Annotated in this window: 19 protein-coding genes and 2 pseudogenes; 11 read left to right on the top strand and 10 right to left on the bottom strand. The window is 43.7% G+C overall.

Annotated features, from left to right (window positions below; all coding sequences use genetic code 11):
* A pseudogene (locus AB4589_RS05285) lies at positions 1-496 on the top strand (hypothetical protein); the annotation flags it as partial.
* Between the two features lie 2 nt (positions 497-498).
* Positions 499-2,181: a BatD family protein gene (locus tag AB4589_RS05280; RefSeq protein WP_372099664.1), complete on the top strand. Its 1,683-nt coding sequence runs from the start codon at positions 499-501 to the stop codon at positions 2,179-2,181.
* Positions 2,182-2,316: 135 nt separating this feature from the next.
* Here the strand turns inward: AB4589_RS05280 and AB4589_RS05275 are convergent.
* From AB4589_RS05275 to AB4589_RS05255, 5 genes and pseudogenes are all read right to left on the bottom strand, one after another.
* Positions 2,317-4,468, bottom strand: a pseudogene (locus tag AB4589_RS05275) (GGDEF domain-containing protein).
* A gap of 319 nt (positions 4,469-4,787) precedes the next feature.
* Positions 4,788-5,537, bottom strand: coding sequence for a phosphate ABC transporter ATP-binding protein PstB (gene pstB, locus AB4589_RS05270; RefSeq protein ID WP_009845819.1), 750 nt, complete (start codon positions 5,535-5,537; stop codon positions 4,788-4,790).
* Between the two features lie 75 nt (positions 5,538-5,612).
* Positions 5,613-6,476, bottom strand: a complete 864-nt coding sequence (pstA, locus tag AB4589_RS05265; protein ID WP_372099666.1) for a phosphate ABC transporter permease PstA — start codon at positions 6,474-6,476, stop codon at positions 5,613-5,615.
* A 64-nt stretch (positions 6,477-6,540) separates the two neighbouring features.
* Entirely contained in the window at positions 6,541-7,470 is a 930-nt protein-coding gene (gene pstC / locus AB4589_RS05260; RefSeq protein ID WP_009845821.1) for a phosphate ABC transporter permease subunit PstC, read from the bottom strand.
* A 124-nt stretch (positions 7,471-7,594) separates the two neighbouring features.
* Positions 7,595-8,416, bottom strand: coding sequence for a phosphate ABC transporter substrate-binding protein (locus tag AB4589_RS05255; protein WP_009845822.1), 822 nt, complete (start codon positions 8,414-8,416; stop codon positions 7,595-7,597).
* Between the two features lie 477 nt (positions 8,417-8,893).
* Here AB4589_RS05255 and AB4589_RS05250 point away from each other — a divergent pair, with 477 nt between their 5' ends.
* Positions 8,894-10,537 carry a methyl-accepting chemotaxis protein gene (locus AB4589_RS05250; RefSeq protein ID WP_372099662.1) on the top strand — a complete coding sequence of 548 codons (1,644 nt, stop codon included), beginning with the start codon at positions 8,894-8,896 and terminating at the stop codon, positions 10,535-10,537.
* A gap of 189 nt (positions 10,538-10,726) precedes the next feature.
* Here AB4589_RS05250 and AB4589_RS05245 read toward each other — a convergent pair whose 3' ends face one another.
* Together AB4589_RS05245 and AB4589_RS05240 are read right to left on the bottom strand one after the other, a co-directional pair.
* Positions 10,727-11,620 (bottom strand): lipase secretion chaperone, encoded by an 894-nt coding sequence (locus tag AB4589_RS05245; protein WP_372099660.1) that lies wholly within the window; start codon positions 11,618-11,620, stop codon positions 10,727-10,729.
* 39 nt (positions 11,621-11,659) lie between these two features.
* On the bottom strand, positions 11,660-12,601 hold the full coding sequence (locus AB4589_RS05240) for a triacylglycerol lipase (protein WP_012600192.1): 942 nt from the start codon (positions 12,599-12,601) through the stop codon (positions 11,660-11,662).
* 515 nt (positions 12,602-13,116) lie between these two features.
* Here AB4589_RS05240 and AB4589_RS05235 point away from each other — a divergent pair.
* Positions 13,117-14,364: an SGNH/GDSL hydrolase family protein gene (locus AB4589_RS05235; RefSeq protein ID WP_372099658.1), complete on the top strand. Its 1,248-nt coding sequence runs from the start codon at positions 13,117-13,119 to the stop codon at positions 14,362-14,364.
* A gap of 152 nt (positions 14,365-14,516) precedes the next feature.
* Here the strand turns inward: AB4589_RS05235 and AB4589_RS05230 are convergent, their stop codons facing one another.
* Complete coding sequence (locus AB4589_RS05230; RefSeq protein ID WP_371710115.1) at positions 14,517-15,848, bottom strand: DEAD/DEAH box helicase; 1,332 nt, start codon at positions 15,846-15,848, stop codon at positions 14,517-14,519.
* Positions 15,849-16,208: 360 nt separating this feature from the next.
* On the opposite strand from AB4589_RS05230, the gene AB4589_RS05225 reads away from it, so the two are divergent.
* Positions 16,209-16,475, top strand: a complete 267-nt coding sequence (locus AB4589_RS05225; RefSeq protein WP_009845829.1) for an Lpp/OprI family alanine-zipper lipoprotein — start codon at positions 16,209-16,211, stop codon at positions 16,473-16,475.
* 194 nt (positions 16,476-16,669) lie between these two features.
* Here AB4589_RS05225 and AB4589_RS05220 read toward each other — a convergent pair whose 3' ends face one another.
* On the bottom strand, positions 16,670-17,644 hold the full coding sequence (locus AB4589_RS05220; RefSeq protein ID WP_017100924.1) for a L,D-transpeptidase family protein: 975 nt from the start codon (positions 17,642-17,644) through the stop codon (positions 16,670-16,672).
* A gap of 346 nt (positions 17,645-17,990) precedes the next feature.
* Here AB4589_RS05220 and deoD point away from each other — a divergent pair, with 346 nt between their 5' ends.
* From deoD to AB4589_RS05200, 4 genes are all read left to right on the top strand, one after another.
* Entirely contained in the window at positions 17,991-18,701 is a 711-nt protein-coding gene (gene deoD, locus AB4589_RS05215) for a purine-nucleoside phosphorylase (protein WP_017100923.1), read from the top strand.
* An 80-nt stretch (positions 18,702-18,781) separates the two neighbouring features.
* A complete protein-coding gene (locus AB4589_RS05210) occupies positions 18,782-20,251 on the top strand; it encodes a lactate dehydrogenase (RefSeq protein WP_029223173.1) in 1,470 nt (489 codons plus the stop codon).
* 186 nt (positions 20,252-20,437) lie between these two features.
* Complete coding sequence (locus tag AB4589_RS05205; RefSeq protein ID WP_372099655.1) at positions 20,438-21,907, top strand: tetratricopeptide repeat protein; 1,470 nt, start codon at positions 20,438-20,440, stop codon at positions 21,905-21,907.
* A complete protein-coding gene (locus AB4589_RS05200) occupies positions 21,907-23,487 on the top strand; it encodes a GGDEF domain-containing protein (protein WP_029223174.1) in 1,581 nt (526 codons plus the stop codon). The genes AB4589_RS05205 and AB4589_RS05200 overlap by 1 nt, the downstream gene beginning before the upstream one ends.
* A gap of 63 nt (positions 23,488-23,550) precedes the next feature.
* Here AB4589_RS05200 and AB4589_RS05195 read toward each other — a convergent pair whose 3' ends face one another.
* Positions 23,551-24,459: a DMT family transporter gene (locus AB4589_RS05195; protein ID WP_372099653.1), complete on the bottom strand. Its 909-nt coding sequence runs from the start codon at positions 24,457-24,459 to the stop codon at positions 23,551-23,553.
* Between the two features lie 256 nt (positions 24,460-24,715).
* Here AB4589_RS05195 and AB4589_RS05190 point away from each other — a divergent pair, with 256 nt between their 5' ends.
* Positions 24,716-25,111, top strand: a complete 396-nt coding sequence (locus AB4589_RS05190; protein ID WP_017104296.1) for a DUF3302 domain-containing protein — start codon at positions 24,716-24,718, stop codon at positions 25,109-25,111.
* Positions 25,111-26,241, top strand: a complete 1,131-nt coding sequence (locus tag AB4589_RS05185) for an HlyD family secretion protein (protein ID WP_009845836.1) — start codon at positions 25,111-25,113, stop codon at positions 26,239-26,241. Before AB4589_RS05190 ends, AB4589_RS05185 begins: the two co-directional genes overlap by 1 nt.
* Positions 26,242-26,270 lie beyond the last annotated feature (29 nt).

The following is a 26,270-nucleotide window of genomic DNA, read 5'->3' as shown; positions in this document are numbered from 1 at the left end:
AGGTCAGCAAGGTCAGCAAAATGATTCTTCGCAAAGCTCGCAGGATCAACCACAAAGCTCAGCTGACAATGGGAAGTCGCAAAGTCAAAGTGGCAGCCAAGATCAAAGCAACAAACAAGATCAAAGTGAAAACCAAGATCAGAATACTGACCAAAGCCAAGCTGATGATAGCCGCTCTGATTCCAAGACGGATGAAGAAAGCGACAAGCAAGCTGTGCAACAAAACAAAGCGGATCAAGCAGATAAACAGTCACAGGACAAAGGTGACTTAGCATCTCAAACTGCCCAAGCACAAGAGGCTGCTAAGGAAGACAGTGATAACAACACTCAACCAGCTGCAGCACAAGCATCAGGTCAACCTATGTCGAGCGATCCGGATATGCGAAAGCTTGAGCAAGTAGAAAGCGCCCGTGACCCGAGCCAACTGCTTAAAGCGCAAATGATTCTACAAGCACGCCAAAAAAGTGCCCCTAACAACCAAAACAAAAAGTGGTAACCATGCGATTTTTAAACAAGCCATTTTTATCAATGCTACTGACACTGCTAATCGGTGTTTTCTCGTCACACTCTGTATTCGCAGCGACCGCTGTGGCGAGTGTTTCGCAAAACAGTGTTACCAAAGATGAAGTCTTCCTACTTAGAGTGGCGACCGATGAAAAAGTATCGTCCGGTGCTTTAGATCTAACCTTCCTTCAGAAGAATTTCTACGTCGGCACCCCAAGCTTTGGGTCATCGATGCGAATCGTCAATGGTAGCCGCACTGTGTCTAGCGAGTGGAATATTACCCTTGCCCCACTTCGATTAGGCCGATTAGAAATACCTAGCTTTGATATTGAAGGTGCCAAAACCCAACCGATCACCATCAACGTTTCGATTAATAAAGCCGCTCCAAAGCAGAGTGATATGGCGGAATTCCTATTAAATCTCAGCAAAAACATCTTGTATCCACAAGAAGTCGCCGAGCTTGATGTAAAGCTCATCATCAAAGCGGATCCAAGAAGATTACAAGATCCCCAGATCTCTCTACCAAACTCATCAAATTTGGACGTGGAACCCATCGGTGAGTCGAAACAGTTCCAAGATGTTATCAACGGACAAGAAGTCACAGTTGTTCAGCAATCTTTCCATATATCGTCACAGCAAGCAGGACAATTTCAGCTTCAAGGCCCAAAGTTAACCGGTGCTGTTGTTTACTCAACCAACAACTCAAGCACGACGCGCCTTTTCCAGCTCGACACGCCTGTTGAAACCTTAGATGTCACAGTGAATTCTGTACCAAAAGGCTACCAAGGTGAGTGGTTACCAACATCGAACTTTAAGCTGATACAACAATGGTCAGACAGCCAAGGCAATGAACTCAGGGATGGCAATGCTTTAGGTGACGACAAACAGAAGATTGAAATGGAAGCCGGTGATTCGTTAACTCGAACCATTACTATGACGGCTAGCAACTTAACGCAGCACCAACTGCCAAAACTGAATATCACCTACCCTAAAACGGTGCGTGTTTATGAAGAAAAACCGCAATTTGGCACTACTCAATCCGGTGATGCTGTCGTTGTTTACAAGCAAGTCTTGATTCCGAAAGAGTCTGGAAATATCTCGCTTCCTGATGTGTCTCAAGCTTGGTTCAACACCGATACGCAATCGGAACAAACCACTAAAGCGCTTGGTCTTGAGTTGTCAGTTCAGGCAAGTGAACGCGCTAGCTCAAGCTCGCCAGCTCCTGCTATGGAGACACCAACTCAGCAAGCCAGCCCGACGATTGTTACCGTTGAAAACCCAGGAATGTGGCCTTATCTAACGGCGCTGTTTGCAGCATTATGGTTAACCAGTTCTGCGATTGCTTTCTACTTCTGGTCACGCCGCGGTACAGCAGTAAAACCAAAGCAAAAAGATGAACGTCAATCCGATACGGCAGAAGCGCTTATTGCCGCTCTGAAAATGAAAGACGGTGTGAAGACAAGAACTTTGTTCGAACAGTGGAAAACAGAAAACCCAGACTTGAGTGATGAGACGTTAGAAACAATCGAAGCTGAGCTCACCAGGCTAAATCAGAGCCTCTATGCTGAAGCAGGCTCACCAAGTCAGTCATGGGACCCTTCTGAGGCAATCAAAGCGGTTAAGAAACCAAAACGCATCTCGAACAAAGCACACAAGAGCACATTAGAAAGGCTTTAATTAACCGGTGTTCTAAGTAAGCAGAAAGCTAATTAGGCAGAAAATCTAAGTAAAAAAAAGAACGAAGCCGTGATGACCACATTGTGATCATCACGGCTTCAGTCGTTTTTGAGAACGGGAAAAACAGATACCACACTAAGTCAGTGTAGCCGCAACTTTTCTTCGCTTCATAGCCGAGACAACTCTATTTCGCCCTGAATCTTTCGCCTTATACAAAGCCTTATCAGCCTTGCCATACAACAAATCAAAATCGAACTGGCGCTGATCCGAAGTTATCGATGCATAACCCACAGATGCGGTTAAATATTGGCTAGTGCTACTTTTACAATGGAGAATTTTTGCATCTTCAATACTTTGTCGAATCGACTCTGCACGCTGCTTTGTTGTTGTGTGATTGGTACCGATCATCAACAACATAAACTCCTCACCGCCGATACGGCAGAAGGTTTCTTGATCACCGTAAACATGAGTGCTCAGTATCTTGCCAATGGCACGTAAAGCGACATCCCCCTCAGTATGGCCATAGACACTGTTGTACAAACCAAAATGGTCAAGATCGACAAGAATTAACCCAAAGGTGACCTCATTCTGCGTAGCAAATGCACCGTGTTCCTCACAATTCAGATCATCTAAAACTTGTGACAGCATACGGCGGTTACCAAGACGAGTCAGCGGGTCGAGTTTAGAAATTACATCGAGCTGTTCATTCGCATTTTCAAGCTCTTGAGTTCGCTTGCTAACCTCTTGTTCTAGGGTTTCATTGAGCTTTTTGATCTCTTCTTGCGCCATGGTTCTTTGTAAGACTTCAGCAAGGCTAGAGGCGAAGATACGTATCACTTCACGCAGTTGTGAAGTTAAAGGGCTTCGTGTTAGCAAATTATCCGCAGCGATAAACGCAATCGGAACGCCTGTATTTGTGGTGAGCATTGTCATTGCCGTCCAGCCAACCCCGACAATATTGTAATCATGATAAATAGGGACCGATTCTTCAAAAGCGACTTGGTTAGGGTAAGTACGAGCTGCAGACACAATGTCACGCTCTACCAGCTCTGATCGATAATAAGACTCATCGACAATATCGCCTTTTATATCGGTACCCCAAGTACCTTGCATGTAACTGCAATTTTTATCGGTAAGGAAAACGGCTAATCGATCAATGCCTAAATGCTGAATAGCAAAACTGACGGCGGACTTACACACAGCACTGACGCTATCGCAGCGAGACAACTCAACCATACTCGAATGCAGCATTCGGATGTTCAGTTCTTGGCGTTTACGAATGTATATCTGAGACAGCAGAGAGCCGAACGATTCAAGCATCTGCTTTTGGTAATTGGTAATTGGTGATTGGCGAGCGGTGAATGTAGTTGTCCATGGCAATCCAACCTACGGGTTTATCCCCTTCACGCAAAATAAGCATGCCATTCCACCCTTGCCCTACAACCTTACCTTCAGTGTAGAGTGGAGCCTGTTCAATAACGACCAAGTTAGTGTGGTTGTCAGACAATGCCTCGATATATTCCGATTCAAGCTGATGCAGGTCATATTGAGTGTGATGTTCGCTGTTTGTTTTTCCTAGTTCATCGGTGCCGTAGGTGCCACTAAAACAACGTTTTTTCATATCAAGCAACATAAATATGGCGCGATCAAAACCAAGTCTATCGCGTACCGCCTCTACCGATGCTTTGTAGAGTGCATCCAATGATTCAGGGTTCGAGAGCTCTAACGCCACCTGATGAACCAATTTCATATTCTCGACAAACAACTCTCGAAGCTTAATTTCATCAAGATATTGCGCTTCACGTGTATCCCTATGCTTAATCTCGATAGCTGCATTTTTTTCTGCGCGAATACACTGCCAGCGAGCTGCCGCTAATTGAAGGCCATCCAGCCCTTGGTCAAAGGTTTGATTAACTTTTTCTGCGATGCAATTTTGAATAATTAAATAAGTTCTACAGGCTGGGGCGTTGTCGAGCATCATGATGAACGACTCTCCACCAAGCGCTTTACTGTGATCCCACTTGCACGTATTGAGCGACATCGGTAAGACACCGTCTGCAGTGTCGAACTGTGAAACCCATGGCCAAAATGTTGAAGGGTAATGATCAAGAGAGGTTAATTCACCGTAGGAAAACAACGGTAACGAGTCGCTTTCTGGTATTGGCTCTGAAAATATTCCGATCCCTTGGGGACCAAGCATTTTAATCAGGTAGTCAAACAGAGACTCAGCCAATAAACGGTGGTCACGCGTAGCAGATATCTGTTTTGCAAAGGCTTTAACATGCACGGCGTTGATCCATTGGCTAATAAGAATAACGCAAAAATACAGAAGCCTTGATATGCAATCAATGTAACTAAAAATGAGATGTTAAGTGGGTCGCAATTTGACCTTTTGCATTATCACAAGCATGAGAAGGACTACAAAAATGGGATTTCCTGCCCAAAATTTCGTCGACATGTGATGCTTTTTAACAGCATAAAAAAGCCCCACCTAAAGTGGGGCAAAACTTCCATCGCTTATAGTTATAGTGATAATTCTGTAAATCGAATCGATTATCTAACCTGCGTTTCAGTTAGTGGTATTGACCACGTTATCGATTAAGCAATTAACCAAAGTCACCGTTTACATAACCTTTAGTGCGATCATCTTTTGGTTCGCTGAAGATAACGCTGGTTTCGTTGTGCTCTACAAGCTCCCCCATTAGGAAGAAAGCCGTGCGATCTGAAATACGGCGGGCTTGCTGCATAGAGTGCGTTACGATAACGATAGTGAAGTTCTTCTTCAGATCTTCCATCAACTCTTCAATTTTATGAGTCGCAATTGGATCAAGTGCTGAAGTAGGTTCATCCATCAAAATTACGTCTGGTTGCATTGCGATAGTGCGAGCAATACACAGGCGTTGCTGCTGACCACCAGACAAACCGAATGCGTGTGCTTTCAAACGATCTTTCACTTCATCCCAAAGCGCCGCGCCGCGAAGTGAACTTTCAACCACTTCATCAATGTGCTTTTTGTCTTTGATACCTTGAGCACGTAGTCCGTATGCCACGTTTTCATAGATACTCATTGGAAATGGGTTTGGCTTTTGAAAAACCATGCCGACTTTGATACGTAGATCAGCCACATCTATATTGCCGTAGATGTTATCGCCATCCATCTCAAGAAGGCCGGTGATTTTTACACCTTCAATAAGATCGTTCATTCGGTTCAAGCAACGTAATAGCGTTGATTTACCACAACCCGACGGGCCAATCAAAGCGGTCACTTGGCGCTCTGGCACGGGTAGGTTGATTGATTTAAGCGCTTGGTTTTCGCCGTAAAAAAGGTCTAGGTCTTTAATATTAAATTTGTTCATATTCGTAATCTCGTAATTCGTCAAAGTCTGTACTGTTTTTGTTTTAGGAGCTCATTTGGCTCTAGAAAACCCTGCTTAGTAAGTTGCAGTATTAAAACGTCTTGCGATCAACTTCGTGAGTGTGTTGATCAGCAGTACAAGAACAATCAGTACTGTTGCTGTGCCGTATGCTTGATTCCATTCTTCAATGGTAAATAGCTCCGTCGTTAACTTATATAAGTGAACGGTTAATGTACGGCCAGAATCCAATAGTGAATCTGGGATACGAGCAACCATGCCTGCGGTCAAGAATACTGGCGCTGATTCACCAATAACACGACCAATACTCAGAATAACTGAAGTGATAATACCCGGCATTGCACTTGGTAGAATCAAACGCCAGATTGTGTAGATTTTAGAAGCACCTAAACCATATGAGCCTTCACGATAAGTTTGAGATACCGCCATCAACGCTTCTTCAGTAGTACGAATAATCACTGGAAGAATCAAGATACTCAGTGTCAACGCGCCCGATAGGATAGAGAAACCTAAACCTAAAATAGCTACGAAAAATGTCATACCAAACAGACCGAAGATGATTGACGGAATACCTGCTAATAATTCGGTACAAAATCGAATGATCTTAACTAAGCGACTGCCTACTTTTGCGTATTCAGTCAGGTAGATTGCCGTCATGATACCCAATGGCGCCGCAACCGCAATCGAAGCAATAACCATGTAGATGGTCGAGATGATCATCGGAAAAATGCCGTGCTCATCGCCCGTTCGCGTGTAGTCATCCGTGATGAAATTCCAATCAACGTGCTGTAAGCCGTTTGAGAGGATGTACCACATAATCCAGAACAAGAAGCCCACCGTTAACGCGGCAGCAGCCCATATAAAACCACTCAGAACGGCGTCTTTACGTGCGCGGGCTTTCTTTAACGCGATTTTATTCATCGTCTTACCTTGCGGGTTCGTAGGATTAGTTTGAGGTGCTACGTTATTTTCTAAAGACATAATGTTACCTCGCCTTCTCACGGTTCAAGTAAAGGAGAATTGCATTCAGAGACATGATGAAAACAAGGAGAACAACACCCGTCGCATAGAGCGCACTTGCGTGAATACCACTCGCGTAAGACATTTCAATCGCAATGTTCGCGGTTAGTGTACGAGCTGAATCCAAGATACCTTCAGGCATTGCCGGCGCATTACCCATCACCATAATGATTGCCATCGTTTCACCAAGAGCACGGCCTATACCCAAAATTACGCCCGTCATAATGCCTGAGCGAGCAGCCGGAACGAGCAACTTAAAGATGGTAAAGATCTTTGAAGCACCTAACGCTAAAGAGCCTTCTTTGTACGTTCTTGGTACAGCACGGATTGAGGTTTCAGAAACCGTAATTACCGTCGGAAGGATCATCACTCCCAATACAATAATACCCGCCAAAATCGTGTTACCCGCAGGCACTTGAAATACGTTTTGAATCAGGGGAACGATAATAACGAGACCGAAGAAGCCGTAAACTACCGAAGGTATACCCGCTAGCAATTCGACAGCAGGACGAATGATGTCCGCCAGACGCTTTGGCGCGATTTCAGCAATAAAGATTGCCGTTAACACACCAATCGGCACACCGACCACTACTGCACCTAATGTCGATACGACAGATGCCACAATCATGGTAGCAACACCGTAAAGTGCTGGTGGTAGCCAGTTCTGTCCTAGCACGATGCCCGATAGGCCCGCTTCCTGGAACGCAGGGATACTTTCTCTAACGATGAAAAAAGCAATAACAGCAAGGGATACGATGCCGATGATTGCGCTAGTAAGAAATAAGCCGTGAAAAATACGCTCTTTCCAATCTACACGCTTCTTTTTACGTAAGCCGCGTTTCAGTTGAGTCGCTTCGCTATTCATAAGCTGTTCACTATTCGTTGCGATGGTCATAACAAGTCTCACATATCGAAATCCTTAACACGCTGTCTAAGCGTACGGATTAACTCGAAGTGGGATAGAAAAGGCTCAGCCTGAAAAGGTAGGCTGAGCAATATTTAATTAATTGAGATATAGATTAGTTAACTGAGATGTAGCCTTTGTTCTCAACAAGAGATTGAGCTTCGTCAGTTAGCATCCAATCTAGGAACTTTTGAGTTTCAGAAGAAGGCTTACCTTCTTTGTAAAGTACTAGGAAAGGACGAGCTACTTTGTAAGAACCGTTCTTAACGTTGTCTACAGATGCTTCAGTACCGTCAATTGCAAGCGCGTTTACTGAGTTATCTACTGTACCTAAAGAGATATAGCCGATTGCGTAAGGGTTAGATGCAACCATTGTTTTTAGTGCACCGTTACCGTTAGCAACTTGAGCACGTTGAGAGATTGCTGATACTTTCGTGCCAGAAATCTTCATTTTAAGAGACATGATGTCTTCGAATGCGCCGCGAGTACCCGATGCTGTATCACGAGTGATTGCTACGATTGGCTTGTCTGCACCACCAACGTCTTTCCAGTTTGTTACTTCACCTTTGTAGATAGCTGTTACTTGCTCAGCCGTTAGACCGTCAAGACCATTCTTAGGGTTAACCACGACTGCGATGCCGTCACGAGCAACCACTTCTTCAACGAGTGTTGTTTCTTTCTCGCTATCTTTAAGGTTACGAGAAGACATACCTAAATCTGCACTGCCGTTCTTCGCCGCTTTAACACCAGCAGACGAACCTGGGCCTTGTACTTCGATAAATACGTTTGAATTCGTTTTCATGTATGTTTCAGAGAAAACTTCCATCAGTGGCGTCACGCTGCTTGAACCAACTGCTGAAATAGTTTCTTTAGCTGAAGCTGGAGTCACTGTTAGTGCACCTAAAAGAGCGATTGCACCGATAACTGTCTTTTTCATCACAAATTTCCTTAAGTGGCGTTATTGCCGTTGTGTTTAACTTGAACGGTGCCCACTTTAGAATCTGAATGTGACAGTTGTGTTTCATTAAATTGAAGCCTATATGACAACTACAAATTAGTAGATAATTTATCTCCTACTCGATCAATTGATGATTGCACATCTATATAACTCACATATTTATCGAAGAGTTCACCGAAAAATCAGGCACTACACCTTAGAACACCTCTTCATTTATATCGAACGACAACCAATAAATTTCCATATTTATCAGTCTAATAGCTTCAACACAATATGTAGAAATACGCACATTAGCCGCCATTTCGTGCAATAAATAACCGTGCACATTAAATACTTACTACATATAACAAAATCAAAGTCATTACTGATTGAATTGTTAGTCTCATTAGTTAGAATTGCGGACTAATTATAATAAAAGCAATTGCATTTATTTATTTATTTATTAAGGGACAGTACATGCGCCAACTTCTCAGTGGCTTATCAATTAAAGTTCAAATTCTTATTCCAGTGCTCTTTTCCGTCGTATTACTTTTGACAGGTGTCATCATCGGTGGTGACAAGCTGGAAAACGCATTTAAAGATGTATCAACAGCGACAGATCAACTCATTCTACATAAAGAAGAACTCAGCGAAATCGTCGACAATAGCTACGGCATGCGCATCAAAGCAATCTATAGCTTGTTTAATCCTGATGATGTAAACACACTCGTTGAAACGCTTAACCAAAAACGTGAACAAAATTATCGGCTGTTGAACTCATTGGAAACAGTGTCAGGTATGCAAGATGAAGTCGCAGCAATGACCAAGGCGATGGACCACTACGTTAACTTCTCACGTAATACCATGCTTCCCCTGTTAAAGGCAAAGCACGACAATTCAATCCTACCTTCTGATTTTGATACAAGCTACCAAACAGCGGTTGACCAATACCGCCATGCAGGTAATGAAATGGTAAAAGCAATCGACACTCTTTCTAAAAAGCTAAACTTGCTTGCTACTCAACAAGTCCATACCAATGGTCAGCAACACACTAGCACCCTAAATACTGCGACTATTGGGCTTTTAGTGATTCTTTCTATTGCTCTTGTTATTAGCTGGACACTGGCTGGCATCATTGTTAAACCAATCAACAATATTCAGGCAACCATGCGCGAAGTAGCAAAAGGTAACCTGCTAGTAAAAGCCGAAGAACATGGAGACAATGAGATCTCACGTCTTGCGCAAGACGTAAACAAATCCGTTGAGCAATTGCGTGACACGGTAAGTTCACTGTCTCGAATCAGCATCGAAGTTGCGTCAGCATCGACTGAACTAGCTGCTGTAATGACACAATCAAGTGCGAACTCAGACCAAGAGAAGCAAGAAGTGGAACAAGTTGCTTCTGCCGTGAATCAACTTGAGAGCACAGCAGCAAACGTCAACGAAAATGCAGTACAAGCCGACTCCGCGTCTAAGCAAGCTGACGAAATGGCGACACACAGCATGAGCTTGTTTAATGAAAGTAACCAAGCAAACGAGCAAATGGCGATTCAGCTTAGCGAAGCTGCGAACGTTGTTGGCACGCTAAAAGAGCACTCAGAGAAGATTGGTAATGTCATTGAGGTTATTCAAAGCATCTCAGAGCAGACTAACCTTCTTGCGCTTAACGCTGCCATTGAAGCCGCTCGTGCAGGTGAAAGCGGACGTGGTTTTGCGGTTGTAGCTGATGAAGTGAGAATGCTAGCAGCACGTACACAAGATTCGACCAAAGAAATCCAAACCATCATTGAAGGCTTGCAGGTTCAATCTGGAAACGCGAATGAGAGTATGAGCAGTTCGCTGTCTATGTTGGAACATAACCAGACTCTTTCAGGTGAGGTAAGCTCTGCACTTTCAGGCATTGCGAACTCAGTAACGAATATCACGGAGATCAACACTCAGGTCGCCGCTGCTGCAGAAGAGCAAAGCCAAGTGACTTCAGACATTAACCGTAATATCTCAAATATCTACAGCTTAGTAAGCCAAAATGTAACAGGCATTACCCAAGCAGCAGCAGCAAGCCACGAGTTATCAAACCTCGCTGAACAACAAAAGCAGCAGTTGGGCTTCTTTAAGGTTTAAGGAGTAAGGTTTAAGGGCGAATAAGCTTTAAGGTTCAAGCTGTAACGGCTTATGGTATAGGCTCTAGGATACAAAATTTAAGCCTTAAACTGTAAGCACTTACTTAGCATGTACAGATTGCAGTAACCGTCCTTCATTATTAAGCCAACTATTGAGTCATCAGTAGTTGGCTTTTTTAATTTCTGGAGATTACTGATCGCTCTGAGCAGCTCTGATTCTTTCAATCGCTTCTACCCTTCTCAGCTGTTGTGGCTGAAAATGCGTAGTCCGAAGCTGTGCGATAATCTCTTGTTGCTCAATTTCAGAGAGTTCGGAGTCATTCAAAATGTCATTTCGTTCAACAAAGTAAATTTCTAAAGCTCCATCAAAGTCCGCCCTTTGTTGATCAAGCGCTTCGAGCCTCTGTGTCGCTTCTTCTCCGACCAGTTCGCTTCTTTTCAAGTATTTACCTTGTTCGTCTAGACCTTCTGAACTGGATAGCTGTGGGAGTAATACCTGATTTTGATGACTGGCTTGAACGTAATCTGGCTGTTCAGATAAATAAGACTCAAGCCTTTGCTGATATTCTGACTCGTCTAGCCCTTCTTGTTTCAGAAGTAACTTTTCTAAAGCGATTTCCCTCATTCTGTTGTCATGGGTAAACAAAATACTTATCTCGCTCTCACTGAAAAACTGTGCTTGAAGATCGAGGAGAGCTTGATTCAGTGCACGTAAGTCCTCAGCGGATATAGAGGTGTTGTCGAATTGCACGTCTAATGCTGTCAGTGCCGCCTTGTACTCAAGATACTTGGCAAACAGTGCTTCATCGACAATCGTAGCTTGTGATTGCTCGTGGTGTTTTGCCACATTGTCGCGAATATCTTCGAGGGTTAATTCTGTATTGCCTGACACGAAATATTCCATCATGTCTTTAGCTGACGCACTATCGATTTCGGTATCTTGTTGAGAGCTAACCTTCAATGAAGAAGCGCTTTGTTCGCTGTTATTATATGAACTTGTATCTTCCTTCTTTAGATATAAAAAGACCGCCGCTGTACTCATCAGGGCTATCGTGGTTATCGACAAAATGGCGATCTTTTTCATCATACTTTCCTTATTCTCTTAATGAACGGTTAGTGCTACCTAAAGGCCGGCCAACTTCAATCGATTGGCGTGCTGACGATATAAGGTCACTGGATCGGTCTCAAAAAGATGGTGGATACCCAATAGTCCATTGATCTCGTCTAGGTGATTCATTTTGTAGTCATCACCAATCACTTTGCCCAAATGCGCGCTACATGCTCCCACTAACCCGTCATTAGGTTCATTAAAAGCTAAACCAAGGATTGTCATCGCTCCGTCGGTAGGATCAAGAAGGTTGGTAAAAGTGGAAGAGCCTGTCCATGAATAGTAATAGACACCGTTGTTTGCTTGCCATTCACCATCACCACACTCAGACGTTGGCACGCCTTCAGGGTAAAACTGATTGAATGCAAGCGAACCTTCAGTGGTCAACGCTTCAAGAGACGCAAGGCCATCTTGATCAAGATCCGTTCCACCAGATAATAGGTTGATAAGCGCCGTCAATCCACCAGCCAATTTAACCGCGATACCTTCTGAAACTGACCCTTCAGATACCGTCCCGCGAACAAGGTCTGCCACTTTAGATCCTTTATGAACACCACCAATGCTCGTCACCGAAGCAACAAGATCAGGTCGAACCGATGCGACATAGCGCGCAGTAGGACCACCGTGACTATGACCGACTAGATTCACTTTACTTGCGCCTGTCGCGGCTAATAGCGTCTCGACTTGAGCGAGTAACTGTTCACCACGAACTTCGGAACTGTTGGTAGCTGAAACCTGAGCAACGTATACGCTCGCACCATCTTTTGTTAGAGACTCCGGTACGCCATAGAAGTAATCCACGCCTGCTAATGTATCGAAACCAAACAAACCGTGTACCAGCATAATAGGGTATTTCGTTGCAGTGTATCCGCTGGTTTCTAATGCTGATGCGCTTGTTCCGGCATAGACGCCAAAACTGGATAGGCAGGCTATCGTCCAAATTAATATCTTTTTCAATGCTCTTTCCTTAAACAGATTAGACCTCTGATGAGTAAGGAAACCGTAGATGATGATTTTATAAAACAAAAAGTAACAACTTGATATTTGTGATATTGAACTTGAATTAAACAATTGTGATGAACATAGAAAATGCAACGTCGCTTGATATTACCAACGGGTAAGCTACTGATTAAATTATAATTTACCTCTCACCCTTCTGATAACGTTTTCATTTAGCATTCAATAGACAAGTCATCACATACCGGTCAATGACGACGTGTTTGCCTGCGATAGTTCGTTAAAATCAAATGTTAGATATTAGCCATTTCACTTCGAAGCCATTGTTTTTCAATCAAAAAGTGGTTGAAACTTTGACACTTATGCCAGTTATGAGCCGCTAACAACCTGAATGTATTGACGAGAGCTATTGGTTTTAGATATAGGTCATACCAGTTATCTGCAATTTAGTTATTAAAACAGTCACAAGCAACAACGTTTTGTTTGGCTCACTAAATATAAAAGAGAATACAGTGATGAAAAATACGGCTTTTATACTCGCGTTAACCCTGCCTTTTGGCGCTTATGCTGCTGAAGATTCAATACCGACACCTGAATCCATTACATCCGCACAAGTATTTGGTACACAAGGTTCCGAGACCTATTCTTATGTTCGATGCTGGTATCGAACCGATGCCTCACATGACTCTCCAGCCACCGACTGGAAATGGGCAAAAAAAGAAAATGGTGATTACTACACGATCAATGGATACTGGTGGTCTTCTGTATCCTTCAAAAACATGTTTTACAGTGATACGCCCCAGCCTGAAATCAAGCAACGTTGTGAAGAAACGCTCGACATCCAAAATGATGCCGCAGACATCACTTACTTTGCCGCAGACAATCGCTTCTCTTATAACCACTCGATTTGGACAAATGACAACGTTGTCCAAGCGAACACCATCAACCGTATCGTCACCTTCGGTGATAGTCTTTCTGACACTGGTAACCTATTTAACGGTTCTCAATGGGTTTTCCCGAACGCTAACTCATGGTTTTTAGGGCACTTTTCAAACGGTTTAGTCTGGACAGAGTATTTAGCCAAGGCGAAAGATGTGCCTCTTTATAACTGGGCAGTAGGTGGGGCAGCTGGCACCAATCAATACGTCGCATTAACCGGAGTATATGACCAAGTCACCTCTTACTTAACCTATATGAAAATCGCCAAAAACTACCGCCCAGAAAACTCGTTGTTTACTTTGGAGTTTGGCCTCAATGACTTTATGAACTACAACCGAGAAGTGGCCGATGTAAAAGCCGATTTCAGCAGCGCTTTGATCCGCTTAACGGAATCTGGTGCAAACAATATCCTGCTGTTCACCTTGCCTGATGCAACCAAAGCACCTCAATTCAAATACTCAACTGAACAAGAGATCATTAAAGTTCGTGGCAAGATTTTAGAGTTCAATCAATTCATCAAGACGCAGGCCAAGTATTACCAAAGCATGGGTAAAAACGTGGTGTTGTTCGATGCAAGCGCGTTGTTCGCCAGCATTACCGATAATCCAGAGCAACATGGCTTTCGAAACGCGAGTGATGCCTGCCTAAATATCAATAGAAGCTCAGCAGCCGACTACCTAAAAAGTCACAGCTTAACCAATGATTGCGCAGCGTACGGATCAGACAGCTATGTCTTCTGGGGAGTAACACACCCAACGACCGCCACCCACAAATACATTGCCGACCATATCTTAGCGTATTCATTCTCAACCTTTGATTTCTAAAGCCTTTCGAATGACTCTGTAACCTGAGACAACACCTTTCAGGAGTAGAAACCAGATACAAAAAAACCGCCCTTCATAGGCGGTTTTTGTTTACGCTAGCTTGTATAAAGATCTGTTTTTATAAACATCATCTTTTAGCTCACACGAGTTGATTACTCGTCGTCAGTTTTTGGCGCAACTTTCTTCTTAGGGATAAATACTGTATCACCCACTGCCACATTCTTGTGGAAGCTCTTATCGCGCTTAACCGGTTTCTTCGGCGTCTTCTTAGCTTGAGTATTGGTTTTCTTCTTCGCAGGCCCGCCTTTAGCAAAAGCAGGTTTACGCGGCTTAATACCTTTGAACTTACCTTTTAGTCCTTCAAGTACAGAGAAGGTAAGATCTTGTTGAAGGTAAAGCTCAACACGCTTGAAGCTATCCCAATCCTTTGGACCAACCAAAGAGATTGCATCACCTTTGTTACCCGCACGACCAGTACGACCAACGCGGTGCACGTACTCTTCTGTATGCTTAGGCATGTCAAAGTTAATAACATGGCTTACGTTTGGAATATCGATACCACGTGAAGCAACGTCTGTTGTTACCAAGATCTTGTAAACCGCACGCTCGAACTGGCTCATGATTGCATTACGTTGCGTTTGGTTTAGGTTACCGCTCAATGCCACCGCTTTAAGCTTCTTCTCGTTTAACTTCTCGGTTAGGCGATCAGTATCAGCACGAGTTGCCGTGAAGATCATCACCTGACGGTATTCAGCTTCTTCAATAACACGATCCAGAATTGCTTCTTTATGATCTAGATGGTCACATAGGTAAAACTTCTGAGTGATATCAAGGTGCTGTTCGTTAGAAACACCCACTGAGATGCGTTTAGGCGAATCTAGCATTTCATTTGCAATGTCGTTCACTTCCGCGTGATCAAGTGTCGCAGAGAACATCAACGTTTGACGGCGACGGTGTTTAGCTGCGTTCGCGATACGACGCAATTCAGGTGCGAAACCTAAATCTAGCATACGGTCAGCTTCATCAAGGATCAGCGTTTCAACACCATCTAAAAACAGTGAGCGGTGCTCAAGGTGATCGGCCAGACGACCTGGAGTCGCAATAATAAAACGAGGGTACTTACGCAGGGCTTTAACTTGGTCGTTAAAGTTTTCGCCACCCAAGATAAGTGTGGCTTCGTAAGACAGACCACCAAGCATGCTACGCAGCTCGCCGTAAACTTGTTTTGCTAGCTCACGAGTAGGAGCCAAAATTACACCACGAGGATCTTTAGCAGAAAACGCTTTTGTTTTTAATGCTTTATGTATCATCGGCAACACAAACGCCAATGTTTTACCTGATCCCGTTTTTGATGAAGCCAATAGATCCTTACCAGCAATAGCAACAGGGATCGCTTTTGATTGGATCTCTGTCGCCTTCTTGAAGTCGTAATGTTTTAAGTTCTTCAGTAAGCGGTTATCTAAGCCTAAATCTTTAAAGTGCAAAGGACTCTCCAGTCATGATGGTATTGAATAAAATTAATTTAACGTGACATGATACCGCGAAAGTACTTTATAAGGATAGAGATCACAGAAAATTTATCCCTTTATCTCTCGTTTGCTAGCACATTGTATGCATTGTTCGTAAAGAAATAACTCTCCAAAACACATCAAAACCGGCTCTCACCCCTCCATCTCATAAACGAGACATAACGTGACGCTCAGCTAATTACCTCAAAAATTTAGTAATTTCTCTAGTTATTGTTTTTGCAGTTAAAAAATTAGTCGCTACAATCATTAATGAAGCGACTATATGATAAAGAATGTATAGCGCATCTTTTGATGATAAATAAGCAAGGAGTTCTTATGAATAAGACGTTAATCGCAGCTGCAGCCTCAGTTTTCATTTTAGCTGGTTGTTCTTCTGAGCCAGAAGAAGCTGCAATGTCACAAATGGATCAATTGACTAACCAAGTTGCTGAGCTAACCAGTGAAGTTGAAGCACTTAAAGGCGATAAAGCGGCAGCTGAAATGAAAGCTCAAGAAGCAGCTGCAGCCGCTATGGCAGCAAAAGAAGAAGCGGATCGTGCTAACGACCGTATCGACAACATCGCAGAGTCTTACACTAAATAGTTTGAGAGCTCAGTGCGATTAAGCTGTAGATTAAATCAGTCGCAAAATGCAGTAAATAGACAGCACCACCTCTTAACGGATGTGGTGCTTTTTTTCGGCGTTACTAATTCGAATAGAAGGCATTAATTCGAGTAGAAGGTACTAATTCGAGTAAACAAAGATAAACGCCCCTTATTACAGAAGAGGCAATCAAATTAGAACTCAATCACAGGTGGTGCTATCTCAACAGGCACGCCATTTTGAGCAAATATCACCGCTTTCGCTTTTGAATTTGGTAGATCTGCATCTTCAAGCCACCATTTTAATTCAACGGGGATTTGCAATAATTTCTTAGAGCCGTCGCTTCGCGTCAATGGTTCGTGAGCTTCAACAAACACGCTTCTATCTGGCTCTAAAGACACTTTGATAGGCTCATCGATTATTGTGACTTGCTCACCACGACTAACCTGTTCAAAAAGCCACTCAATATCTTTAGGTTCCATACGGATACAGCCGGAGCTGACTCGCAAGCCTATCCCAAAGTCTTTATTGGTGCCGTGTATCAGATAATCACCTGCACCATAAGCAAGTCGTAATGCATACTCGCCCAGAGGGTTTTCCGGCCCAGCAGGAACCACTTTTGGTAGCTCAATCCCTTTCTCTAGATACTCTTTACGAATTGAGTTTGGAGGCGTCCAAGTCGGATTGGGTCTTTTTTGGCTTATCTTAGTGATCATCTCTGGGGTATCTCGCCCCACTCGACCGATGCCAACAGGAAATACGTGCACCTGATTTTTCTCAGGTTCAAAGAAGTACAACCTTAACTCGGCAAGGTTAATCACAATGCCTTTTCTCGGCGTATCCGGCAGAATCAGACGACTAGGAATACTTAACACATAACCTTCAGCAGGAAGAAAAGGATCAACGCCTTTGTTTGCCGCCATTAAAGAGAGAAAACCAATATCGTATTGCTTAGCAATGATGGCCAACGTTTCGCCCGCTGCCACTTCATGCTGCTGTATTCTTCCGACAATACGACTTTCAGTTGGCGGCAACTCAAAAGTTGCAGCAGACACACACGACGAAGCCATCGCTGCCACAAACAAGGTGACCCTCACTAGAGGTAAAGCTACCTTACGTATCTGTGTTCTCATTGAGTGCAAAGGCGTCGAGTTAGCGCAATACGACATACAATTCCTTGGTTTGTCTTTTTATCAAAGTTTAGATTATCGCTGATCAAACGTCGCGACAACGTATTGTTGCTCCAAGCTGATATGCAACAGGCCTTTATTTGTCGTTTTTCGTCTGGACATAGCGTAATTTAACCACACAAAATCGATTGCCTCTAAACTTTCAACATATTTGGTTATCTATATGAATAATACTTTAAAGGTAGAGCAAATTTGTGACAAACATCTCACGGAGCCTCGTTTTAACTCGCTAATATTGCCTCAACAAAACGAATTCAATTCAACAGAATCGGTAATTAATAAAACCCTGTTCCTATAATTACCGTTAAAACTTTGGAGAACGACCATGGCTACACCTCATATTAATGCTCAAGCTGGTGATTTCTCAGAAACTGTACTTATGCCAGGCGACCCGCTTCGCGCAAAATACATTGCAGAAACATTCCTTGATGACGTGAAGCAAGTTTGTGACGTTCGCAACATGTTTGGTTACACAGGCACTTACAAAGGTAAGAAAGTTTCTGTAATGGGCCACGGTATGGGTATTCCATCGTGCTGCATCTATGTACATGAGCTAATTGCTGAGTACGGCGTAAAGAACGTTATTCGCGTAGGTAGCTGTGGTGCGGTACGTGATGACGTTAAACTAATGGACGTTGTTATCGGTATGGGTGCATCGACTGACTCAAAAGTAAACCGCATTCGTTTCAACAACCATGACTTCGCGGCAATCGCTGATTTCGGTCTTCTAGAAGAAGCCGTAAACCAAGCACGTGCACAAGAAGTTCCAGTTAAAGTTGGTAACGTATTCTCTGCAGACCTTTTCTACACTCCAGAAGCTGACCTTTTCGAAAAAATGGAAAAGCTAGGCATCCTTGGTGTTGATATGGAAGCAGCTGGTATCTACGGTGTTGCTGCGGATCTTGGTGCTAAAGCTCTAACTATCCTAACAGTATCTGACCACATCATCCGTGGTGAGAAACTAAGCTCTGAAGATCGTCAAAAATCTTTCAACGACATGATGAAAGTTGCTCTAGAGACTGCAATCAACATCTAACGAATTGATAAGATACATTGAAAAGCGTTACCCCGCAGCCAAGCTCACTTGGCTGCTCAAATAATCCCGAGGGGGAGATCGTGTCTAACGACAAGCTGCCAAAAGATGCGGATGGTTTGCAACTCAACTTTTGTAAAACATTGGCGTGTGACAACTTTGGCTTGAGCGATGCAAAACGGTATGTTTTGCAACACGCAAACCCTAAGCGTCCAGCGATGGTTTGTCGTGAATGTGGAGCTTTCCCCCCCTTACTTAACAATCGTGAAGTGTTAAGCGAACTTCATCGCCTAAGACAACTTCACAGCGACGGGCTCCCTGCTTGTCGTAATGATGATTGCGATAACTTTGGCTTATCGGTTCATACCCACAAACATCTTTATCATGCCTTCGGCTACAGTGGCGATAGGCAGCGTTACAGATGCAAAGACTGCCAATCAACCTTCGTTGATAAGTGGTCAGGATCCAACAAAAAACTTCAGTTTCAAGAGAACCTCATGGGCTTATTGTTCATGGGGTATTCAGTACGTGAAATTTGTAGAAAGTTAGAGATCAATCCAAAGACTTTCTATGATCATGTTGACCATATCGCCAGTCGCTGTCGTCGCAAGTTAGCGATGATCGATGCTCGTTGGGTCAACCATGCTAAAGATTACGAATTCGCTTCTCACTACCAACGCCTGCAACCGAAAAGCAACAATGGTGTGGTATGGATAGCGACTGGCGAGGCACACTCTGGCTACATCCTTTGCCAACACGTCAATTACTCTCAAAATGAAGAACCATCTGGAAGTGCTGATCACAACCCTTATGATGACGTTGCACGCTTTGTGTCTAAAGAGCACTCTTCAGAAGCGAATCTCGAACTTCCTCAGCCGTCTGACAAACTGAAAGAGCGCATTGAGCAGCAATACCAAGTGATTCTTGCGAGAGGTAATGTCGAGGATCCAATGGGGAACCTCACGACATTCAGTTACCCTTCGAAGGGCGCGCTAATTCGACCGCCTTATACTTCCTATGCTCACTTCCTACACGTGCTTGATATGTGTGATGAGAATAAGCATGTCACGATCTATATGCCACAAGACCCATTACTAAGATCTGCCGCTCTAAGCGTTTGCTTGCCGCGTATTCAGAGTCAAAATGTTGACCTTATGTATGTAGAGGAAGACTCAGGTTGGCAAGATGACCAAAATTTTGAAAAGATCGACATCGTTCATATGAGTTGGTGGCGCGATCGTTGGGCTATCGCGAGTCAAGGTGACAGTCAAAAAGGTATCTGCTACCTAACCGGTAACAATCCAGAACCAAAACAGTGGTTTAATACAGCTTCAATTCAGCAAACAAAGTTCTATCAACAACGTTTTCAGTTGTTATTTGATAGCTTCATCAATGAGCCAAGACGTAAACTTCGTCCTGGGGGCATTCTTCCATTACTCGACATATTTAGATCTTGGCACAATCTGTGCTACCAAGATAAGCAAGGGTTGACGGCAGCACAACGCTTAGGTGTGACAGAGCAGCCATTAACTCTTAAGCAATTGCTTTCATAGAGATTTACCATCTAGACAAGCGCTCTAGAACTCATTGATTTCAAAGCAAAAGCATGAGATAACACCCAGAATTGGAAAAGATACGTGTCCCCTTTATGCTCAGCGAGAGATAATTGATGCTTATCATCAATCACACTCCTATAATGATTGTGTTATCAATATGTTCGATAATTATGGATCTAAGCCTTGGACAAAAATCAGTACCTTCTTGAAACCGAACTAGAACAACTCAAAACTCGCGTTGATTCTGAGCCATTGGTGAGCCTAGAGATTGCACAACAATGCCTAGTCAGATCAGAGCAAGTTCTGTTTGAAGAGGGCGCTATCCAGTCATTCATGTTAATGGCGAGATGTTGTTGGAACCTTATGGATTACCAGAAAGGTTTAAAATACATCAAGGAAGCCTACAAACGCCAAAGCCGATTAGATACCGATCATTTTCTCCCTGAAATTCTCCACTTACACGCTCTCCAATTCTGGGGACAAGCCAAGTATTACTCCGCCCAACAGTTCTGGATCAATGCATTAGAACAATCTGCACTGGTTGATGAAGTGGAGATTCAAATTGAATGCCTCATTGGCCTTGGCAACATTTGGCGAATGACTCACGAATATAAACTTGCACGCTCTACCCACCAGCTCGCTGTAAAAGTAGCGAATAACAGTCGCATTGGTTGGTTAGAAGGCAAAGCAAGAATACTTCTCGCATGGGATTACTACCTGCTCAACAACTATGTTGAAATGCTGTCGGTGCTCGACGGTGCAGAAGAAGCATTAAAAGAATATAAAGATAATACTTGGCACGCTGAAGTATGGGATTTTCGAGGCCTTGCCCTACTTGGCCTTGAACGTTTGGATGATGCAGAACGAGCCACAGCCAAAGCGCACAAGCTAGCAGTAGAGCACAACCTTGTATGGATGAAAGCGCATTCCTACATCAGTCGAGCTAGACTGGAGCTCTTAAGAAAGAGGCCAGAACAAGCCGCCGAGTTGCTAAGGCTGGCAGAAGAGTCAGCAAACGAATTCGATAATGGCGAACTGCTTAGCCAAATTTGTTATCAACAGTCTTTAGTCGCAGAAGAAAATCAAGATTTTGAAGCCGCATTGACCGCTTTTAAGAAGTATCGTCAATATTCTACCGGCATGCTTAAAGAACAAACAAATCGTGTCGGTTTAGACAAAGCGCGCAGTTCAAAACGCCAGCTTGAACAGAGAGCTCGTAAGCTAATTAACCGCATTCGAGGTCAACACGAACACGACCCGGAAAAGCACCTCTCTTATGTCGTTTCCGAAACCTTCTGGTGGGAAAAACTGGTACTATTTAAGACGGAGCTTAAACGCTCTAATCACTGCATCATCATGTTCCATCACATCGATACCGATTACTTAGATGTCTGTACCGAGATAGCACATACCTTGTGTAATCAGAACGACTTCATTGCAAGGCTAAGTTCGGAACGTGTGGCTCTTATGCTTTCCGAAAAAGACGAAGCTGCTGACCAGATCTTCAAAACTCTGACCACCATGCTAGATATCTATCCATGGCACAGAAAAGGATTAAAAGGTTCGAGACCGACCGTCAGCCTCAACGATATTTTGACGTTCCCGTTCACTCTTGAACAACTAGAAGAAGACGATGCTGAGGTAACAGAATGATGGAAACCCTATTAAGCAAGATTACAGATGCAGGTCTAGATCCTTCATCGGTATCGGGTGAAGAGGCGATCATATTCTGGAATCATATTCGCCAACACGTTTCGACGACACAAACAGAACAAGCACACTGTTACATCATCAGCTCTGAGTACCGCGCCGAGTTACAACAAAATCAAACCAGTATTGATGAATTAAAACTGGCACTCGACCTACTCCACCTTCCTACAGATATAGAAGATATTCTTACTGTAAAGACCAGCTTAAGTAATCGCTTGGTTGAAATTGGTGATTACACGTCGGCACTGAATGAATTCGTCAGCTCATCGACAATCGCCGTTGAGCACGGACATATCGATGAATATGTAATGGCTATCTTAGGTATGGGGAACCTGTGTGACGCTTACGGAGACCACAGCAGAGCTCTTCGCTACTACCAAAAAATCAATAGCATAGATCACGCGATAAGCAGTCGATCACTTCGTCTGAAATTCAAGCTTTATATGGTAGCAAGTCTGCTACTGCTCAACCGAATAACGGCGGCCAGCGACTTACTGAACGAATGCGAAGAACTGAGCATTTTAGTGAGTGATAAGCTACTCACAGCTCAGATACTGTTGTATCAAGCAAAAGTGCTCCGTGCTAAGAAAAAGCACCATGAAGCGCTTCGTTGTCTGTCAAAAATTCAATATCCAGCCAACAGTACTCAAGCAAGTTGGCTCGCGACCATGACTCGTCTAGAGTTAGCACATTGCTTGAGTGCGACCGGAAAGCAAGACTATGCAAGTATGATCTTGTCGAGCACCCACAAACGTGTGAAGCCCGGCTCGTCACCTGTGCTTGCGAAGCGCTTCTATGATTCTCTAAGTGATGTGTGTTTGAATCAAGGTCGTTTTGAAGAAGCGCTGAGCTACGAGAAGAAAGGCTACCGAATTGAAACGGATCTGATGAAGCAGATCCCGATCAGCGAACTCGGTGCAAGCCAACTGCGCCGTCTATCTCGGTTTGAATTACAACTTAAACTCATTCTCTCCGAACAAGAGAACAAAGAGCTTAAAGAGACAACAGAGCAACATAAAAATACAGTTGCTCAGCTACAACAAGATGTTTTCACCGATCCACTGACCGGGTTAAACAACCGTCGCTGGTTAGATGTGAAACTGAAAGATCTACTGCTACACGAAACGCCTTTCGCATTAATGGTTATCGATATCGACCACTTTAAGTCAATCAATGATGAACTGAGCCACTTAGTGGGTGATAAAGCGATCGTCAGCGTTTCTCAAGAACTGCGTTCATACTTTAAGTTTAGAGGCGCGTCATGTGTCAGGTTTGGCGGAGAAGAGTTCCTCGTCATCCTTGAGAATACTGACCTTGCGAAAGCAGAAATGCACTCTGAAAATTATCGAGAGCGTATCTTCCAATTTGGGTGGCATGAAATACTCGGCGAGCGCGGTTTAACCGTTAGTATCGGTATCACTTTGCATCGCGATAGAGAAAATACTCAGCGTACCTTCTATCGTGCAGACAAAGCCCTATACCGAGCTAAAGCCAACGGCCGTAATCAAGTGTGTACAGAGTAGTAACACGTCTGTCTGTGGGTCTTTAGTTCTGTAGGTCTGTAGCTCTGTAGCTAAGCCCGCCTCTTATTGATAAAAGAACAAAGAAATTCCACCTAATGCGGCAAGTGTCCCGATGATACTTTGCTTTGACACCTTCTCTCCTCTAATCGCATAAATCACCAAAATAAAGACCGGGCTGGTCGCTATTAATGTTTGAGCAATCGCAGGGTTAGCATTTTTCAACGCCACTTGCTGAAGCCATAGAGCGAGAAACGTCCCGACAAAGATTGCCCCTAATAACCAAAGTTTATCGAGCTTGGTCATTGCCCATAAATCTCTTTTTATCGACGAGTACGGCTTCTTTTCAACGAAAGGGATAATCAGCATTACGGCAAACACGCCAATCGTCAGGCGAATCAAAGCACCTAACAATGGTGGAATGTCACCCGCCACCAATGCGTAGTGGGAAATCACCACACCCGACGCCTGACAAACACTTGCCATAAGCCCATATCCAATGCCACCCCACTGTGCTTTGTCATTAGAAATATCATTACCGTTCGCTGATTTCGACGGCTGAAAGACCACAAAGGTCACCGCTAAGGTTGTTATCACAACACCGAGCCAACTTTGCAAAGTGAGTGCCGCGCCAAGAAACATTAATGCCAAAACACCAGAAAGAGGTGGAGCCAGAGATTCCAGCAACAAGGTCTTATTGGCACCAATTCTTGTTAATGCCGCAAAATAAGCACTGTCACCAACTGCGATACCAATGACTCCCGAGATCGCCAAGATCCCAAAATGGTTAGCACTCAGTTCGAATTCAGGCATTGGTATTAACGGCATGACCAACAGCATCATGCCAGAGGCTACAACCCCCTTAACAATGTTCAACTGCATCGCAGAGAAGCGATGCCCAAACTGCCCATAAATCCATGTCGCACACGCCCACACCATCGCAGCGCCAATGGCCGCTAATTCACCTATATACATCCGCATTTATCCTTTATTTTTTGTTGTTATGATTATGGCTATGCGCATCGTTTGAATCAGAACTGTCATCTTGTCAGCAAGAAATACGAAACAACCTATTCAAGTTCAATTGGATTTTATAAGATCCATCAGTGATTTTATTCTCATTATTAGCAGCAACATATTATTTTCAGATTGGTAAATCATTTTTATAACAATTACTTGGATGATAGCGTAGTATATTTGTAACTAACATCTAACATTACAAGGATCTGTTATGTTTTTAGACTACTTTGCACTCGGTCTACTGATTTTCGTAGCATTAGTTATCTTTTACGGCATCATCGTTATTCACGATATTCCCTATGAAATTGCGAAAGAACGCAATCACCCTCATCAAGATGCTATTCATGTCTCAGGCTGGGTTAGCCTATTCACTTTACACACTATTTGGCCATTCCTTTGGATTTGGGCTACGTTGTGGCGCAAAGATCGTGGCTGGGGCTTCGCTAAGCTTGAAGAAGAACAACATGATATTCATCACCGAGTCGACACTCTCATCGACCAAGTGAGTGCACTTCAGAGCGAAATCGCACAGCTAAAGCAAGCGGGCACTGAGCAAAACAGCACAGAGAAACAGACAAACAACGTTCAAGATCAGGAGGCTAAGTAATGGATTTACTGCTGATAATGACCTACGCGGCGCTTTGTATTACGATTTTCAAAGTATTCAAAATCCCACTAAACAAATGGACCGTCCCAACAGCCGTACTGGGTGGTGTTGTCCTCATCGGTACTTTGATTCTATTAATGAACTACAACCACCCTTTCACACAAATCGGTAATCAAGTTTACTCAACGACACCGATTGTTTCAGGGGTTCGAGGCAAAGTCATCGAGGTTCCGGTTGAAGCAAATAAGCCTCTCAAGCAAGGGGATATCCTTTTCAAAATAGACCCGATTCCTTTTGAAGCTGAAGTTGCTAAGCTGCAAGCCAAAGTAAAAGAAGCGAGTCAAGGTGCCTTAGGTCTAGAGTCGCAAGTTGGAGAAGCCGAAGCAGCCAAAATAAAAGCCATTGCAGAAAGAGATAAAGCACAACGTGAATTCTCTCGATACAAGCGAGGCTTCGAAAGTGGCGCATTTACAGAGCAACAGCTCGATACTCGTCGACAGGCATACAAAGCCACAGAAGCAGCAGTGAAAGTAGCCGAAGCAAACCAACAACAAGCTCAGATCGCACTTAACTCTGAGATTGGCGGTGAGAATACAGCGGTTGCAGGCTTACTTGCTGATTTACGTAAAGCTGAATTCAATCTTGACCAAACGGTAGTAAGAGCACCAACCGATGGCTACGTAACTCAACTCGCTCTTCGTCCTGGTGTAATGGCTGTACCACTACCATTAGCGCCGGTGATGACCTTTGTTCACACTGAGGCGCAATTCTATACCGCAGCCTTTAGACAAAACTCACTACAACGACTGCAACCTGGCTACGAAGCTGAGTTTCTATTTAGAGCACTACCAGGAAAAGTGTTTAAAGGACGCATTGATGAAGTGATCCCAGCCATTGGTGAAAGTCAATTTCAAGCTCGAGGCACACTTCTAGGTACTGACGCACTGCGCACTAGCGGCCGTGTATTTGTTAAGCTGACCATCACTGATGATCTGTCTGAGTACCATTTGCCTATGGGTACTGCCGTCGAAGTGGCCGTTTATTCTGACAGCTTCACTCACGTATCTATCATGCGTAAAGTGCTTATTCGCATGAAGAGTTGGCAAAATTATTTGTATCTAGACCACTAACCGTATCTAGACTGATCTGCACCAGAAGT

This window comes from Vibrio sp. 10N.222.49.A3, from assembly GCF_041475145.1.
GTDB lineage: Bacteria > Pseudomonadota > Gammaproteobacteria > Enterobacterales > Vibrionaceae > Vibrio > Vibrio tasmaniensis_A.
The sequence above is the reverse complement of the archived record's forward strand: the minus strand, read 5'-3'. Positions and strand labels throughout refer to the sequence as shown.

What these genes read in the sequence shown, in the direction of transcription:
- AB4589_RS05280 (WP_372099664.1), top strand. Translation starts at nt 499, where the DNA reads ATGCGATTTTTAAACAAGCCATTTTTATCAATGCTACTGACACTGCTA.
- pstC (WP_009845821.1), bottom strand. Translation starts at nt 7,470, where the DNA reads ATGACCATCGCAACGAATAGTGAACAGCTTATGAATAGCGAAGCGACT.
- AB4589_RS05235 (WP_372099658.1), top strand. Translation starts at nt 13,117, where the DNA reads ATGAAAAATACGGCTTTTATACTCGCGTTAACCCTGCCTTTTGGCGCT.
- AB4589_RS05195 (WP_372099653.1), bottom strand. Translation starts at nt 24,459, where the DNA reads ATGTATATAGGTGAATTAGCGGCCATTGGCGCTGCGATGGTGTGGGCG.
- AB4589_RS05250 (WP_372099662.1), top strand. Translation starts at nt 8,894, where the DNA reads ATGCGCCAACTTCTCAGTGGCTTATCAATTAAAGTTCAAATTCTTATT.
- AB4589_RS05225 (WP_009845829.1), top strand. Translation starts at nt 16,209, where the DNA reads ATGAATAAGACGTTAATCGCAGCTGCAGCCTCAGTTTTCATTTTAGCT.
- AB4589_RS05220 (WP_017100924.1), bottom strand. Translation starts at nt 17,644, where the DNA reads ATGTCGTATTGCGCTAACTCGACGCCTTTGCACTCAATGAGAACACAG.
- AB4589_RS05255 (WP_009845822.1), bottom strand. Translation starts at nt 8,416, where the DNA reads ATGAAAAAGACAGTTATCGGTGCAATCGCTCTTTTAGGTGCACTAACA.
- AB4589_RS05190 (WP_017104296.1), top strand. Translation starts at nt 24,716, where the DNA reads ATGTTTTTAGACTACTTTGCACTCGGTCTACTGATTTTCGTAGCATTA.
- pstA (WP_372099666.1), bottom strand. Translation starts at nt 6,476, where the DNA reads ATGAATAAAATCGCGTTAAAGAAAGCCCGCGCACGTAAAGACGCCGTT.
- AB4589_RS05200 (WP_029223174.1), top strand. Translation starts at nt 21,907, where the DNA reads ATGGAAACCCTATTAAGCAAGATTACAGATGCAGGTCTAGATCCTTCA.
- AB4589_RS05185 (WP_009845836.1), top strand. Translation starts at nt 25,111, where the DNA reads ATGGATTTACTGCTGATAATGACCTACGCGGCGCTTTGTATTACGATT.
- pstB (WP_009845819.1), bottom strand. Translation starts at nt 5,537, where the DNA reads ATGAACAAATTTAATATTAAAGACCTAGACCTTTTTTACGGCGAAAAC.
- AB4589_RS05245 (WP_372099660.1), bottom strand. Translation starts at nt 11,620, where the DNA reads ATGAAAAAGATCGCCATTTTGTCGATAACCACGATAGCCCTGATGAGT.
- deoD (WP_017100923.1), top strand. Translation starts at nt 17,991, where the DNA reads ATGGCTACACCTCATATTAATGCTCAAGCTGGTGATTTCTCAGAAACT.